The 14287-nt window shown below is 74.0% G+C and carries 13 protein-coding genes; 6 read left to right on the top strand and 7 right to left on the bottom strand.

What is annotated here, in order from left to right; genetic code table 11:
* Positions 1-10 precede the first annotated feature (10 nt).
* Positions 11-1147 carry an iron-containing alcohol dehydrogenase family protein gene (locus tag OO60_RS42075; RefSeq protein WP_033263474.1) on the top strand — a complete coding sequence of 379 codons (1137 nt, stop codon included), beginning with the start codon at positions 11-13 and terminating at the stop codon, positions 1145-1147.
* 4 nt (positions 1148-1151) lie between these two features.
* On the opposite strand, the gene OO60_RS42070 is transcribed toward OO60_RS42075, so the two are convergent.
* The 5 genes from OO60_RS42070 to OO60_RS42050 form a co-directional block, all read right to left on the bottom strand.
* Entirely contained in the window at positions 1152-1988 is an 837-nt protein-coding gene (locus tag OO60_RS42070; protein WP_033263473.1) for a serine hydrolase, read from the bottom strand.
* Positions 1989-2027: 39 nt separating this feature from the next.
* Positions 2028-2900, bottom strand: a complete 873-nt coding sequence (locus OO60_RS42065; protein ID WP_081911322.1) for a hypothetical protein — start codon at positions 2898-2900, stop codon at positions 2028-2030.
* Complete coding sequence (locus OO60_RS42060) at positions 2900-3394, bottom strand: SigE family RNA polymerase sigma factor (protein ID WP_003089955.1); 495 nt, start codon at positions 3392-3394, stop codon at positions 2900-2902. The genes OO60_RS42065 and OO60_RS42060 overlap by 1 nt, the downstream gene beginning before the upstream one ends.
* Positions 3395-3465: 71 nt before the next feature.
* Positions 3466-4809: an NtaA/DmoA family FMN-dependent monooxygenase gene (locus OO60_RS42055; protein ID WP_003089952.1), complete on the bottom strand. Its 1344-nt coding sequence runs from the start codon at positions 4807-4809 to the stop codon at positions 3466-3468.
* An 11-nt stretch (positions 4810-4820) separates the two neighbouring features.
* Positions 4821-6026, bottom strand: a complete 1206-nt coding sequence (locus tag OO60_RS42050; RefSeq protein ID WP_003089951.1) for an LLM class flavin-dependent oxidoreductase — start codon at positions 6024-6026, stop codon at positions 4821-4823.
* 209 nt (positions 6027-6235) lie between these two features.
* On the opposite strand from OO60_RS42050, the gene OO60_RS42045 reads away from it, so the two are divergent.
* From OO60_RS42045 to OO60_RS42035, 3 genes are read left to right on the top strand one after another with little or no spacing between them, the layout of a single operon-like run.
* Complete coding sequence (locus OO60_RS42045; RefSeq protein ID WP_003089948.1) at positions 6236-7366, top strand: LLM class flavin-dependent oxidoreductase; 1131 nt, start codon at positions 6236-6238, stop codon at positions 7364-7366.
* Complete coding sequence (locus tag OO60_RS42040) at positions 7366-8655, top strand: NtaA/DmoA family FMN-dependent monooxygenase (RefSeq protein WP_003089945.1); 1290 nt, start codon at positions 7366-7368, stop codon at positions 8653-8655. Before OO60_RS42045 ends, OO60_RS42040 begins: the two co-directional genes overlap by 1 nt.
* An 8-nt stretch (positions 8656-8663) precedes the next feature.
* The gene (locus OO60_RS42035) at positions 8664-9491 is read left to right on the top strand and encodes an ABC transporter substrate-binding protein (protein ID WP_081911321.1); all 828 of its coding nucleotides are present in this window, start codon (positions 8664-8666) and stop codon (positions 9489-9491) included.
* Between the two features lie 2 nt (positions 9492-9493).
* Here the strand turns inward: OO60_RS42035 and OO60_RS42030 are convergent, their stop codons facing one another.
* Positions 9494-10297: an alpha/beta fold hydrolase gene (locus OO60_RS42030; protein WP_003089939.1), complete on the bottom strand. Its 804-nt coding sequence runs from the start codon at positions 10295-10297 to the stop codon at positions 9494-9496.
* Between the two features lie 99 nt (positions 10298-10396).
* Between OO60_RS42030 and OO60_RS42025 the strand changes: the two genes are divergently transcribed.
* Complete coding sequence (locus OO60_RS42025; RefSeq protein WP_003089936.1) at positions 10397-10768, top strand: winged helix-turn-helix transcriptional regulator; 372 nt, start codon at positions 10397-10399, stop codon at positions 10766-10768.
* 106 nt (positions 10769-10874) lie between these two features.
* Positions 10875-11417, top strand: coding sequence for a DUF6328 family protein (locus OO60_RS42020; RefSeq protein ID WP_003089931.1), 543 nt, complete (start codon positions 10875-10877; stop codon positions 11415-11417).
* Here OO60_RS42020 and OO60_RS48305 read toward each other — a convergent pair.
* A complete protein-coding gene (locus tag OO60_RS48305) occupies positions 11414-14215 on the bottom strand; it encodes a helix-turn-helix transcriptional regulator (protein ID WP_033263500.1) in 2802 nt (933 codons plus the stop codon). The genes OO60_RS42020 and OO60_RS48305 overlap by 4 nt on opposite strands.
* Positions 14216-14287 lie beyond the last annotated feature (72 nt).

Here is a 14287-nt window from a genome sequence, read left to right as displayed (position 1 = left end):
GGAGACCAGCGTGCGCCTGACCGTCGAGCCGGCCGGCCGGACCGAATACGGCCCCGGGGTCGTCGCCGAGCTGCCCGGCTTCGTCGCCGGCCTGGGTCACCGCCGGGTGTTCGTGGTCACCGACCGGGGACTGCGGGCCACGGGAATCGTCGGGCGCGTCGAGAAGATCCTGGCCGGCGCGGGGCTCGAGCACGCCGTGCACGAGGACGTCGGCCCGAACCCGTCGACCGCGGAACTCGACCGCGGTGCCGCCGCGCTGCGCGGCTTCGGTGACTCGGTGGTGCTCGCGCTCGGCGGCGGCTCGGCCCTGGACGCGGCGAAGGGCATCTCGCTGCTCGCCGGCAACCCGGGTGCCGCGGCCGCGGACGCCGGCCGGCTGTGGGACGCCGGCGGCGGCCTGCCGCTGATCGCCGTCCCCACGACCGCCGGCACCGGCGCGGAAACCAACGGTTTCGGCGTCGCCGAAGACGTCTGCGCCCGCCGGAAGGTCTACATCGGACACTCCTCGGTCCGGCCGCGGATCGCCGTGCTGGACCCGGAGCTCACCCTCGGGCTGCCGGCCCGGATCACCGCCGCGACCGGCCTGGACGCCCTGGTCCACGGCATCGAATCCCTGGCCTCCCGCGGATCCACGCCGTTCTCGGCGGCCTACGCCGCGCAGGCGGTCGGGCTCGTCGGGCGCTGGCTGCCAGTGGCCTACCGCGACGGCGGTGACCTGGCGGCGCGGGCGCAGCTGATGCTCGGCGCGCACCTGGCCGGGCACGCCCTCACGCTGTCCGGCCTCGGCCTGGTCCACGGCATCGGCCACGCGCTGACCGCGCACACGGGCACGCCGCACGGGGTCGCGCTGGCCGCGGTGCTGGAGGAGGTGATGGCGTTCAGCGCGGCCGCCGCGGCGGAGGCGTACGAGACGGCGGCTCGCGCGCTGCACGTGCCATCGGCCGCGGACTGGGCAAGCGCGGCCATCGAGGCCGTCCGCGAAATCTCGGCCGCCATCGAGATCAAGCGCCCGTTGCGGGACCTCGGCGTCACCCGCGCGGACATCCCGGCGATCGCGGCGGACGCGGTCGCCGACGCCGTCACCAAGAACGCTCCGCGCCTGCCGTCCGCAGCGGAGGTCGCCGACCTGCTGCATTCGGTCTACTGAGGACTCATCGCCCCGGCGCGAAGCCGGGTTCGAACAACTGCTGGGCGACGGCCTTGCACACGTCCGCCCCGTACCGGTGCCCGTCGCCCTGGTCCGGGTAGTGCACCAGGACCGCCAGCACCCAGTGGTCCCAGACGGCCAGGCAGCCGACCGTCCACCAGGTCCCGCGCCGGGTCCAGCCGTTCCCGACCGCCAAGTGCCGTCCCGCGAGCGCCGGTGCGTCCGGGATGCCGGACGCGTCGCCGGGCGCGGCCGGGCGCATGAGGTCGAGCAGCTTGGCCCGCCACGGCGGGCTCAAGCCCGGGCCGCGGGCCACGCACCGGCCGAGCAGGGTCGCGTCGGTCGCGGACATGGTGGTCCCGGCCCACCGGCCCGGCTGGATCCGGGTCTCGCGCAGCCCGCACGTCCGGATCATCCGGGCGAGCGAGCGGTCCCCGCCGAGCCGCCGGTACAGCGTCTGCGCGACGCGGTCGTCACCGGCCCGGACCAGCCGGTCCAGCCGGGCCGCGTCCGCCGCGGAGACCCGCGACCCCCGTGCCGCGAGGAAGTCGACGGCGAGCCAGCTCCTGATCACGGCTCCGGCCGTGGTGCGCAGGGTGCCGTCGCCGACCACGGCACCGCTGCCGAGTTCGCGCAACGCCCAGGACCACTCGCCCCGGACGTCGACGGCCACCTTGACCTCCGCCGGATCCGGCACGACCAGCCGCGCACGCGGCGGCGGTGCCGCGGCGGCCGGCGGCGGGTGCGCCGCGGCGGGCGCCTTCGCGGGCCGCAGGCAGGACGCCGCGACGAGCGCGCCGGCGATGGCGCCCACCAGGAGGACGACCACGGCACCACGCATCAGGGACCCTTCCGGAGCGGATCGCCGTGGCCGTGGCGGCTACCGGGTGAGCTGCACGGAGTCCAGCAGCGCCCGGGCGGCCGCCTTGTTCGCGGGCGAGCTGTCGATTTCGACGGTGTAGGCCCCGATCGCCCGGTGCTGGTGCACCGGCAGCGGGTCCTCCGGCGAGGGGCTGTCCCCGGCCCGTTCGGTCAGCGTGAGGAACAGGGAGAAACACCGGCTGTCGAGCGGCGCCCGCATGGTTTCCGGGTCGGGGCAGAGCACGAGCGTGTTGGCTTCGGGCTCACTGGTGAACGTGGCGGCCTTCTGCCCGGCGGGGATCTGCAGCGTCTTCAGCGGCGAATGGACGACCGGCGGCGTGGCGCGGACCTTTCCGAGCAGGCCGAGCATTTCGGCGGCCGTCACCGGCTTCGTGGTCCGCACCCAGATCCACCGGTCCGGGCCGTCCTGCCACATCACCGACTGCGGGTGCGGGAGCTGACCGGCGGACGTGGGCTTGGCCGGCAGCGCATCGCGGGGTGCGGCGCCGTCGCGGACGTCGATCTCGAACGCGTACCGGTGGTCCCGCCCGTAGTGCAAGCTGGCGAAGTGCGGCTGGACGGCCCACATCAGCAGCTGCCACGAACCGTCGTCGAGGCTGATCGACGGCGCGGCGGGGAGCGCCGTGCCGCGGTCCGGCGCCGCGGCGGCCGGGGGATTCGGGTGGGCGGCCGGCGGCACCGCCGCGGGCCCCCGCTCCAGCAGCCCGATGGTCCCGGCACCGACGGCGACCACGGTGAGGGTCACGGCGGCCACCCCGGTGGCCCGGCGCCGCCGGATCCGGCGGGTGGCGGCGGCGAGCACGACGTCCGGATCGGGGGCCAGGGCCTCCTGGGCGTGCAACACGCGGCGCAGCTGGTCGAGGTCGGTCATCACACGCTCTCCTTGCCTTCGGTGAGCCGGACGCGCAGCGAACTCAGGCCGCGCGAGATGTGGCTGCGGACCGTCCCCGGCGCGCAGCCGAGGACGGCGGCGATCTCGTCGTCGTCGCGGTCCTCGTAGAACCGCAGGACGATCGACGCCTGCTGGGCCCGGGTCAGCCCGGCGAGCAGCCCGCTGAGCTGGTCGGCGTCGGCGATCCGCCCGGCCGGATCGGGCTCGGCGGGCTCCCGGAACCGCAGCACGTCCGGCGCGGGCCGCACGGACCGCTGGTACCAGCGCCGCCGCCAGCCGAGGTAGCCGTTGACGACGATCTTCCGCATGTACAGCTCGGGCCGGTCGGCCGCCGCGAGCTGCCGCCAGGCCCGGTGCGCGCGCACGAGGGCGTCCTGCACGACGTCCTGCGCCAGCTCACGGTCCCCGGTGAGGACGGCGGCGAACCGCACCAGTCCGGGCAGCTGCTCGCGGGCGAACTCTTCGAACTGCACACCCTTCAAGATGCCGCTGCCCCCGGGGGCTGTTGCAGGTGCGGCCGAAAAAGTCCGGCGGGTTCCGGCGGTCAGGCGTCGAGCGGCTCGAGGCCCAGGTGGTGGCGGAGGGTGGTGCCGGTGTACTCGGTGCGGTAGGAGCCGCGTTCCTGCAGCAGCGGCACGACCTTGTCGGCGAATTCGTCGAGCCCGCCCGGTGTGACGTGCGGGACGAGGATGAAGCCGTCGCTGGCGTCGGCTTGCACCAGGTCGTCGATCGAGGCGGCCACCGTCGCCGGGGAGCCGATGAACGTCTGCCTGCCGGTGACCTCGATGATCAGGTCGCGGGTCGACAGGTTCTTCGCCTCGGCCAGCTGCCGCCATTCGCGGGCCGTGGCCACCGGGTCGCGGTACATCCGGACGCTGGCGCGGCCCGGCGCGATCGTGGACCCGTCGACCACCGGGTCCGCCGACGGCAGCGGCCCGTCGGGGTCGTGGCCGGACAGGTCGGTGTTCCACACCTGCTCGAGGAACTTGATCGCCGTCTGCGCGCTGACCTGCCGGCGCCGGACGACGTGGGCGCGCTCGTGGGCGTCGGCGTCGGTGTCGCCGAGCACGAACGTCGCCGCCGGCAGGATCACCAGCTGCTCCGGCGTGCGGCCGTACTTCGCCAGCCGGCCCTTCACGTCGGAGTAGAACGCCTGGCCCGCTTCGAGGGTGCCGTACCGGCTGAAGATCGCGTCCGCGGTGGCCGCGGCGAACTCGCGGCCCTCGTCGGAGTCGCCGGCCTGGATGATCACCGGCCGCCCCTGCGGGCTGCGGGGCACCGGGAACCGGCCCTCGATGTCGAAGTGGGCGTCGTGGTGGGCGAACGCGCCCGCGGCCGGATCACGCAGGAACACGCCGGTCCCGGCGTCGGCGGCGAGCTCGCCGCCGCGCCAGGAATCGAACAGTTCCCAGGCCGTGCGCAGGAACGTCTCGGCGCGCTCGTACCGCTGGTCCTGCGGGAGGAACCCGGCGCGGCGGAAGTTCTCGCCGGTGAACGCGTCCCACGACGTCACGACGTTCCACGCGGCGCGCCCGGCGGAAAGGTGGTCGAGCGAGGCGAACTGCCGGGCCACCTCGAAGGGCTCGTTGAACGTCGAGTTGATCGTCCCCGCCAGGCCGAGCCGGTCGGTGACCGCCGCCAGCGCCGAGAGCACCGTGAAGGTGTCGGGACGGCCGACGACGTCGAGGTCGTAGATCTGCCCGTTCTGCTCGCGCAGCCGCAGCCCCTCGGCGAGGAAGAAGAAGTCGAACTTCGCGCGCTCGGCGGTCTGCGCGAGCTTGACGAACGAGCTGAACTCGATGTGGCTGCCGGCTTCGGGGTCGCTCCACACGGTCGTGTTGTTGACGCCGGGGAAGTGCGCCGCGAGGTGGATCTGCTTCCGGGACATCACGGGCCTCCTCAGACGGCGGCGTAGCGGTTGGCGGGGCGGGCGAGGCCGAGCAGCCCGCGCAGGGTGCTCGCCTCGTACTCGGTGCGGAAGGCCCCGCGGGAGTGCAGCTCGGGCACCAGGCCGCGGGTGACGGCGGTCAGGTCGTGCGGGACCGCGCCCGGGCGCAGCCGGAAGCCGGACAGCCCGGCGGCGTGCCAGTCGAGCAGCAGGTCGGCGAGGCCGGCCGGGGTGCCGGTGAAGACGTGGGCGTCGGAGGTGAACTCCTCGCCGGCCAGGTCGTCGAGCCGGGCCTTGCGGTCGGCGGCGGCCTGCTCGGTCTCGCCGAGGAACACGACGACGTCGCCGAAGACGTGCAGGGTCTCGGCGCCGCGCCCGGCCTTCTCCTGCTCGTCGCGCACCTCGGCGACGATCGCACCGGCCTGCCCGCGGTCGAACGGGGTCACGTAGACGACGTCGGCGGAGCGGGCGGCGAGCCGGTAGGGGACGGCGGCGTGGGCCAGCGCGGTGACCGGCGGCTGGCCCTGCGGCGGCCGCGGGGTGATCGACGGGCCCTTGACCGAGAACCAGCGGCCGGTGAAGTCGATGTAGTGCAGCTTGTCCCGGTCGACGAACCGGCCGGTGGCGACGTCGCGGATCTCGGCGTCGTCCTCCCAGCTGTCCCACAGCCGGCGCAGCACCTCGACGTAGTCCGCGGCTTCGTCGAACAGTTCGGCCAGCGGGCTCGGCTTGTCCGGCTCGGCGGCGTCCTCGAGCCGGAACTCGCCGAACTCGCGGCGCCCGAAGTGCCGGTTGTCGTCGGCGCGCCCGGCGACCTGCACGCGCACCCCGGCGCGTCCGGTGCTGACGTAGTCGAGGGTGGCGATGGCCTTGGACAGGTGGAACGGCTCGGTGTGGGTGACCACGGCGGTCGGCACCAGCCCGATGCGCGAGGTCAGCGGGGCGACGCGGGCGGCGACGAGCACGGCGTCGAGCCGGCCCTGGACGATGCCGGTCCGCTCGCCGGGCCGGTCGAGGGGGTGCACGGTCTGCAGCGCCAGCGAGTCTTCGAAGGTGACGAAGTCCAGCTTCCCGGCCTCGGCTTCGCGGACGACGTCGGCCCAGTAGCCGGCGGTGAGCAGCTCGCGGGGCCGGGCGCCGGGTTCGCGCCAGGCAGCGGGGTGCCACCCCGCCCCGTCCAGTGCGACGGCGATCCGCGGCCCGGTTCCTGATGCCATCCCCGCGTTCCCCTTCCTCATCGACTCGCTTCGCAGTGTGCGCCGGATCGCGCCCGCCGGGCGGCCGCGGCCAACTGCTGGGACGAGTGCCGGGCACGGGAATAAAACGCCGGTTCCGCCGGCACCGCCCGGCCGGTGGAACGACTTGACGGCACCGGCCCCGTCGTCGGCACGATGATCGCGGTCCACGAAGCGGACGGAGCCACGCGATGAGATTCCAGGTCCTGGACATCCTGCCCCACCTGACGAACCCGGTGACCGGCCGCCGGGTCCGTACCGACGAGCGCTTCGCGCAGGCACTCGCGTCGGCGCGCCACGCGGAGGAGTTCGGGTTCGACGCCGTCGCGCTCGGGGAACGGCATGCGGGGCAGTTCCTGAGCAGCGGGGTCACCGTGCTGCTCGGCGCGATCGCCGCGACGACCAGCCGGGTGCGGATCCAGACCGGCGTCTCGGTGCTGTCGCTCCACGACCCGCTGCGGGTGGCGGAGGACTACGCCACGGTCGACCAGCTCTCCCGCGGGCGGCTGGAGCTGGTGATCGGCAAGGGCAACGAGCTGCGTCAGCTGCCGATGTTCGGCATCGGGAACGGCGACCAGTGGGACGCCCTCGCGGAGAAGTACGAACTGCTGCGGCGCCTGTGGCGGGAGGAGGACGTCACCTGGTCGGGACGGTTCCGCGGCCCGCTGGACGGGGTGACGAGCCTGCCACGGCCGTTCGCGGGCGCGCCCCGGGTCTGGCACGGCTCGGCGACCACCGAGACGTCGGCCGAACTGGCCGCGAAGTGGGGTGACCCGCTGTTCTCCGCCAACGCCCTCCAGCCGCGGGACCGGTACACCGCGCTGATCGAGCACTACCGCAAGCACTACGCCGGACACGGCCACGATCCGCGGTTCGCCTTCGTCGGTGCGGGCGCGGGGTTCCTGTACCTGGCCGGCACCACGCAGGAAGCGCGGGAGGCGTTCGGCCCGACGTACGAGAAGATCGTCGCCTACTTCAACCAGCCGGGGAACCACACGCCCGGCAACCCGATGGAATTCCCGACCATCGACGACGCCATCGAGCGCGGCCCGGTCCTCGTCGGCAGTCCCGGGCAGATCGCCGAAAAGATCCTGTGGTGGCACGAAGCTTTCGGCCACGACCTGCAGTCGTTCAGCCTGCCCACGATGATCCCGCACGAACAGCAGCTCGACATGCTCGAACGCTTCGCCTCGGAAGTCGTGCCCGTCGTGCGCGCGGCCGCGCCGACGCCACTGTGGACCGGCGACGACCCGTACGGCGGGCGCCCCGCCGTCCACGGGCGTACGGTCGCGGACGCCGCCGGCGTCGTCGAAGGAGCGTGATGACCGGAAAATCCCTGCACTTCAACGCTTTCATCTGGCCGAACGGCTACCACGAATCCGCGTGGCGAGTCGTCGAGGACGACGTCCGCGGGGTGCTCGGGCTGCCGTACTACGCCGACATCGCGCGGATCGCCGAGCGCGGGCTGATGGACTCCGTCTTCCTCGCCGACAACATCGCCATCGCCGAATACCGCGTCACCCACCTCCCGCAGACGCAGTTCGACCCGATCGCCGTGCTCTCCGCGCTGGCCGCCGTCACCGGGAGGATCGGCCTCATCGGCACCGGCTCGACGACCTACAACAAGCCGTGGGAGCTCGCGCGCCGGTTCGCCACGCTGGACCACCTCAGCGGCGGCCGCGCCGGCTGGAACGTCGTCACCACCATCACCCCGCTGGCCGCCGCGAACTTCGGCGAGCCCGCCCACCCGGACCACGCCGACCGGTACGAGCGCGCGCACGAGTTCGTCGACGTAGTCACGCGGGTGTGGGACAGCTGGGACGGCGACGCGATCGTCGGCGACCGCGAGAACGGGATCTGGGCCGACCGCGCCAAGCTGCACGCCCCGCGCTTCCACGGCCGGTTCTACGACGTCGAAGGCGTGCTGCCGTTCCCGCGGTCGCCGCAGGGGCGGCCGGTGCTCGTCCAGGCGGGACAATCGGCCGCCGGGATCGGGCTCGCCGCCCGGTACGCGGAGCTGGTGTTCTCGGGGCCGCCGTCGCTGGCGGCGGCGGTGAAGTTCCGGGCCGAGCTGGACGCCGGGATCGTCGAGGCGGGCCGGGATCCCGCGCGTGTGCGCGTCCTGCCCGCCCTGATGATCACTCTGGGCGGCACCGAGGCCGAGGCGAAGGCCCGGGCCGCCCGGCTGGAAGAGCTGGCCAGCCCGGAGTTCCGCTGGCAGAACGCGCTGTACACCGCGGGCCTCGACCCGGACGCGTTCGACCCGGACGCCCCGCTGCCCGCCGAGCTGCGAACCGGCGGCGGGTCGAGCCGCCTGCAGCAGCTGGCTGCAGCGGCGCGCGAGCGTCCCGGCGCCCCGTTGCGCGAGATCGCCGCGCGGATCACCGGGGGTGCGGGGCAGGTCCACTTCGTGGGCACGCCGGAGCAGCTCGCCGACCACGTGCTCACCTGGCAGGACGCCGGCGCCGTCGACGGGTTCACCATCATGGGCTCGACGCTGCCCGGCGAACTCGCCGCATTCGTTGACCACGTCGTGCCGATCCTGAAGCAGAAGGGCCGGTACCGGACCGGGTACACCGGCTCGACGCTGCGCGCGCACCTCGCCGGCTGATTCCCACGATGTGGTTGGGCAAGGGCGGGGCGCCGATCGTCGTCGCGTCCTTCAACTTCACCGACAGCCAGATCCTCGCCGAGATCTACGCGCAGGCGCTGGAAGCCAAGGGCTATCCGGTTTCGCGCAAGCTGAACCTGGGCTCGCGGGAGCTGATCTACCCGTCCCTGAAGTCCGGTGAGCTGCAATTCATCCCGGAGTACCAGGGCTCGGCGATCGCGGCCGGCTTCGGCAAGGAACCGGTGAAGGACGCCAAGGGCGAGCACGAACAGCTGGCGAAGCTGCTCGAGCCCAGCGGCGTCTCGCTGCTGAACTACGCGGCGGCCGAGGACAAGAACACCTACATCGTCAAGGCCGATCTCGCGCAATCGAAGGGCCTCGCGAGCATCAGTGACCTGAAGAAGCTCGACAAGGTCGTGCTGGCGGGTGGTCCGGAGTGCGAAAAGCGGCTGACGTGCTTCAAGGGCTTCACGGACGTGTACAAGCTGACGAACGCGAGCTTCCGGACCGTCCAGGAGCTCGGGCCACGCGTGCAGCAGCTCGACTCCGGGGCGGTGACGGTCATCCCGGTCGACTCGGTGAGCCCGCTGCCCGGCGACGCGAAGTACGTGGCGCTCAAGGACGATCTGGCCATGGTGCCGACCGAGAACGTCGTACCCGCGGTGAACAAGAAGGTCTTGGACGAGCGCGGCGCGGACTTCGCCGCCGCGGTCGACGCGGTGAGCGCGAAGCTCACGGCGGAGGGGATGCGCGAGCTGAACAAACGGGTCGACTCCGGCGGCGAGCCGGCCGCGGACGTGGCGAAGGACTGGCTGTCGCGGCAAGGCCTCGGCTGACGTCAGGCGGTCAGCAGCGGCAGGAGGGCTTCCGGGCGGTCCAGCGGAATGATGTGGCCGCAGTCTTCGACGAGGTGGGCGGTGAGGTCGTCGGTCACCGGGCGCAGCTGGCGCGCGAGGGCGTCCCCGACCGGCTGGGCGCCGATCGCCACGGTGGGCACGGTGAGCCGGCCGGCCGCGGTGGCGGCGGCGATCTGAGCCGCGGTTTCGGGCATGGCCCGGTAGTGCTCGAAGGCGCAGCGCAGGGCTTCGCGCCCGGTGTAGGCCGCGGTGAAGTGGTCCCGGATCGCGGGCGGCACCCCGCGGCCCCGGGTGCCGGCGTCGAGGAACCACCCGAGGTAGTCCGCCTCGTGCCCGGCGAGGACGGTCTCGGCGAGCCCGGGGACGGCGTGGAACCCGAACCACCACGGCGGTGTCGCGAAGCCCCCGGGCAGCTGCCCGAGCTGTGCCTCCATGAGCACGAGCCGCCGCACCCGCCCGGGCCGCCGCATGGCGAGCAGGAAGGCGGGCGCGGCACCGGCATCGATCCCGGCAACGGTCGCAACCGGCTCGCCCAAGGCGTCGAGCAGCGCTTCGGCGTCGGCGGCGAGGGTGCCGGCGTCGTAGCCCCCGGCGGCGCGGGTGGAGGCCCCGAGGCCGCGCAGGTCCGGGGCGATGACCCGGTGGTGCCGGGCCAGGTGCAGGATGACGGCGGTCCAGAGGCGCCAGGTGTGCGGGAAGCCGTGCAGCAGCAGCAACGCCGGTCCCGCTCCGGCGACGGCGACGTTGATCTCGATGCCGTTCGCCCTGACCCGCTGCTCGCGCACGTTGACTCCTTCGGTGGTTACCATTGGTGACCAGATGAGGCTAGGTAACCAGCCCGGCCACGCCAAGACGGCACTTCGCGAACAGGTGGTGAGCTCCAGGTGACCCCCTCCGGCAAGGGAGACCTCTTCGACCCGGCATGCCCGACCCGCCGCCTCCTGGACCGCATCGGCACGAAGTGGACCTCGATGGCGGTGAAGGTCCTGGCCGAGGCGGGCGAGGACGAGGTGCGGTTCGCCGAGCTGCAGCGCCGCATCCCGGGCGTGTCACAGAAGATGCTGTCGGTGACGCTGCAGAGCCTCACCCGCGACGGCCTGGTGGCCCGCCGCGTGGAGCCGACGGTCCCACCGAGGGTCCATTACCGCCTGACGGTTTTGGGCCAGTCCCTGGAGGTACCGCTCGCGGCGTTGCGCACGTGGGCGGAGGAGAACATGGCGGCGATCGACCGCGCGAACGCCGCCGCGGCTGACTGAGCCCCGCCGGACCCGGTGGGTGCCGTTCCCTGCCCGCCGTCGGAGCCTTCCCACATCCCTTGACCGACCGATGTCTCGACCGGCCGTTCGCGGGACGGTTCACGGCATGAAGGTGAACGGAATCGACCGAACCCATCCGGACCTCCACGAGCTCCCGGACGCCCACGACCAGTGGAACTTCGCGGTGCGCCGCGAAACGCCGGTGCAGCGGCTGGACCGGAACTACGCCGAAATACTGCAGGAAGTGCGAGTGGCGCAGACCGGGGTGCAGCTGCTGCTCGCCTTCCTGCTCACCGTCGCCTTCACGCCGCGGTTCGCGACGCTGACCGACTTCGAGCGGCGCGTCTACGTGGCCGCGCTGGTGCTCGGGGCGGCCGCCACCGCGCTGCTGATCGCGCCGGCCGCCTTTCACCGGCTGGTCTACCAGCGGCGGCTGAAGCGGCAGCTCGTGCTCGCGTCCAGCCGGTTCGCGTTGTGCGGGCTGACGCTGCTGATGCTCTCCATCGGCTCCGCGCTGCTGCTGATCCTCAGCGTCACGCTCGGGCCCGCGCTCGCCGCGTGGTTCACCGCCGGGGCACTGGCGTGGTTCGCGCTGTGGTGGTTCGTCGTGCCGCTGTGGAGCCGGATCCGCCACTCCGGGACGAGCTAGCCCGACGCCGAGTTGCGGGTCGCTTCGCGGGCGATGTCGATGCGGGAGTGCACGCCGAGCTTGGCCAGGATGTGCGAAACGTGGGTGGCGACCGTGCGCGGCGACAGGAACAGCCGCGCCGCGATCTGCGGGTTCGACAGGCCCGCCACCACCAGGCCGGCGATCTTGGTCTCCGTCGGCGTGAGGCTGTCCCAGCCGTGCGTGGCCTGGCGGTGCTTCACCGTCGGGCCGCGCCGGATGCCGAAGCCGCGGAAGCGGGCGCGCAGCCGGGCCACGTCCCAGTGCGCGCCCAGGCTGCCGCACAGGTCCAGCGTGTGCGTGAACGCCGCCCGCGCGGAACCCCGGTCGCCCGCTTCGGCGAACGCGATCGCCGCCGCTTCCAGTGCCTTCGCGCGGGGGAGGGGGCGGCCCGCGTCGCGGTAACCGTCGGCCGCGCGCAGCAACGCCGCCGGGTCCCGGTCGGTCATCCCCTGGCAGTACCGGCCCAGCGCCTTGCGGTGCGGGACGGCCGCCCCGGCCGTGATCGCGCGGACCCGGGCCCCGATCTCCGCCGCGGTGGCGGCGTCGCCGATCTCCACGGCCAGCCGGACGGCGTCCCCGAGCAGGCCCTCGCCTTCGTCCTCGCCGGTCAGTGCGGCGGTCAGCGTGGCGAGCGCCCGCTCCGGTTCGCCGGCCTGCTCGAAGGCGAGGCTGCGCGCCAACGCCAGCGATTCGACCACCCGGCCGCCGATCCGCTCCGCGCACGGGGCCGCCGCCTCCAGGTGCCGGTGCGCTTCGGCCGTCTCGCCGCGGTGGAAGCAGATGATCGCCGCCACGCCGTGGTCGCAGCACGCCACGCTCGGGTCCTTGAGGTCGTCCGGGACGACGTCCACCTCCGCCACGGCGTCGTCCCAGCGGCCGCTGCCCAGCAGCAGCTGGCCGAGCGCGCTCTGCGCCTGGGTCAGCCGCACCACGCTCCCGGCGCGGTCGGCCCGTTCGCGGGCCCGCTCGGCGGCGGCGAGCGCGTCGGGGTAGCGGTCGAGCGCGCCGAAGGTGACCGCCTGGTTGATGCGCAGCAGCAGCCCGAGGTCGGTGAGCGCGGGGTCGCCCGCGGCGGTGGCCATCGCGCGTTCGAACAGCGGCAGCGCTTCGGTCCACTCGCCGCGCATCATCGCGACCAGGCTCAGCACGTGCAGCGCCCACCCGGTCGCCCAGTGGTCCTCGCCCGCGCCGGCCAGCGCTTCGGCGGCGACGCGGGCGGCGGTGTCGACCTCGCCGAGATCGCGGTGCGTCCGCGCGGTGAGCACCAGCAGCCGCGCCCGGTGCCGGGCGGGCAGGCCCGGCGCGGCCGCCGCCCGGTCCAGCGCGGCGAGGGACTCGGCCGAGCGGCCGGTCATCGCCCGGCACTGCGTCACCGTCGTGAGCAGGTCGACGCGCAGGTCCGGGTCGTCGGCCCGGCCGAGCGCGCGCTCGGCGACCCGCTCGGCTTCGGCGAAGTCGCCGACCCGGTAGAGGGCCTCGGCCAGGCGGCAGCTCAGCGCGGCCGCCGTGCTATCGCGCACCGCCCGGCGCAGCAGCGCGACCGCGACCTCGGGGGCCTGGCCGGTCAGCGCGGTGGCGGCGCCGAGCAGCCAGCCGATGACCCAGCCGGGCACCGGTTCGCCGCCGTCCCCGCCGGACACCGTGGGCAGCAGCTGCCGGGCGACCCGCTCGACCGGGGCACCGGCGTCGGCCAGCGCCCGCGCGGCGGCCCGGTGCCACACGACCCGGACCCCGGCGGGCAGCTCGTCGTACAGGGCCTGGCGGATCAGGGGGTGCCGGAAGGCCAGGTCGTCGCCGGCGGCCACCAGCACCCCGGCCGCCCGTGCTTCGTCGAGCGCGGCCAGGAGCACCGGCAGCTCGGCCTCGGCGACGACCGTCAGGTCCGCGACCGAGAAGCCGACGCCGAGCAGCGCGGCCGCCCGCAGCACGGTCCGCGTCCGCTCCGAGAGGAAGCCGAGCCGGTCGGCGATCGCTTCCGGCAGCGAGTCGGGGGCCGGCCCGCCGGTCAGCTCCGCGATCCCGGCTTCGTCGACGGCGAGGCAGGCACCGCGGGCCAGGGCGTCGAGCAGCTCGGTGAGGTAGAGGGGGTTGCCGGCGGCGCCGTCGGCGAGCTGCCCGAGCCGGTCGCCCGGTTTGCCGCCGGCCAGCTCCGCCACCAGCTCGAGCGCGGCCGGGTCGGTGAGCCGCCCGACGCGCAGCCGTTCGGCGGGCCCGACGATCCGCCGCAGCGCGCGCAGGTCGTCGCGGCGCGGGACCGGGCGCAGCACGCCGACCAGGAGCAGCGGCAGCTGCCGGACCGACCGGGCGAGCCTGCCCCACACCGCCACGGTCGCGCGGTCGGCCCACTGCAGCTCGTCGACCACCAGCACCACCGGGCCGGCCTGGCAGAGCTCGTCGACCAGGATCAGCAGCTGCTCGGCGGCCGCCGCGGCGAGGTCCGTCCCCGTGCCGCGCGCGGTGTCGCCGCGCAGGAGCCCGGCGATGGCTCCCCGCCGGGGATCCGGCGCGGAACCGGTGATCCGCAACGCGTCCAGCAGGGGGAGCAGGGGCAGCGCCTGCCCGAGTTCGTCGCCGGCGCCCCGGAAGACCTGGCACCCGGACCGGGCGGCGGCCGCGCAGGCGGCTTGGACGAGGGCGGTCTTGCCGATGCCCGGTTCACCGTCCACCAGGACGGCCCGCCCGCGGCCGGCGGCGACTTCGTGCACCCAGGCGGTCAGCCGGGACAGCTCACCGTCCCGGCCGATCAGGCGGACAGCACCGTCCGTGAGCGGTTGCACACGGAAGATCATAGAAGGCGAACGAATGCTGAACAAGAGGTGTACTCCGCGTAGCGGCCCCGCCGTCCGGCC

Source organism: Amycolatopsis vancoresmycina (assembly GCF_000716785.1).
In the GTDB taxonomy this organism is placed as follows: domain Bacteria; phylum Actinomycetota; class Actinomycetes; order Mycobacteriales; family Pseudonocardiaceae; genus Amycolatopsis; species Amycolatopsis vancoresmycina.
Note: the sequence above shows the minus strand (reverse complement) of the source record. Positions and strands in the feature narration are given on the sequence as shown.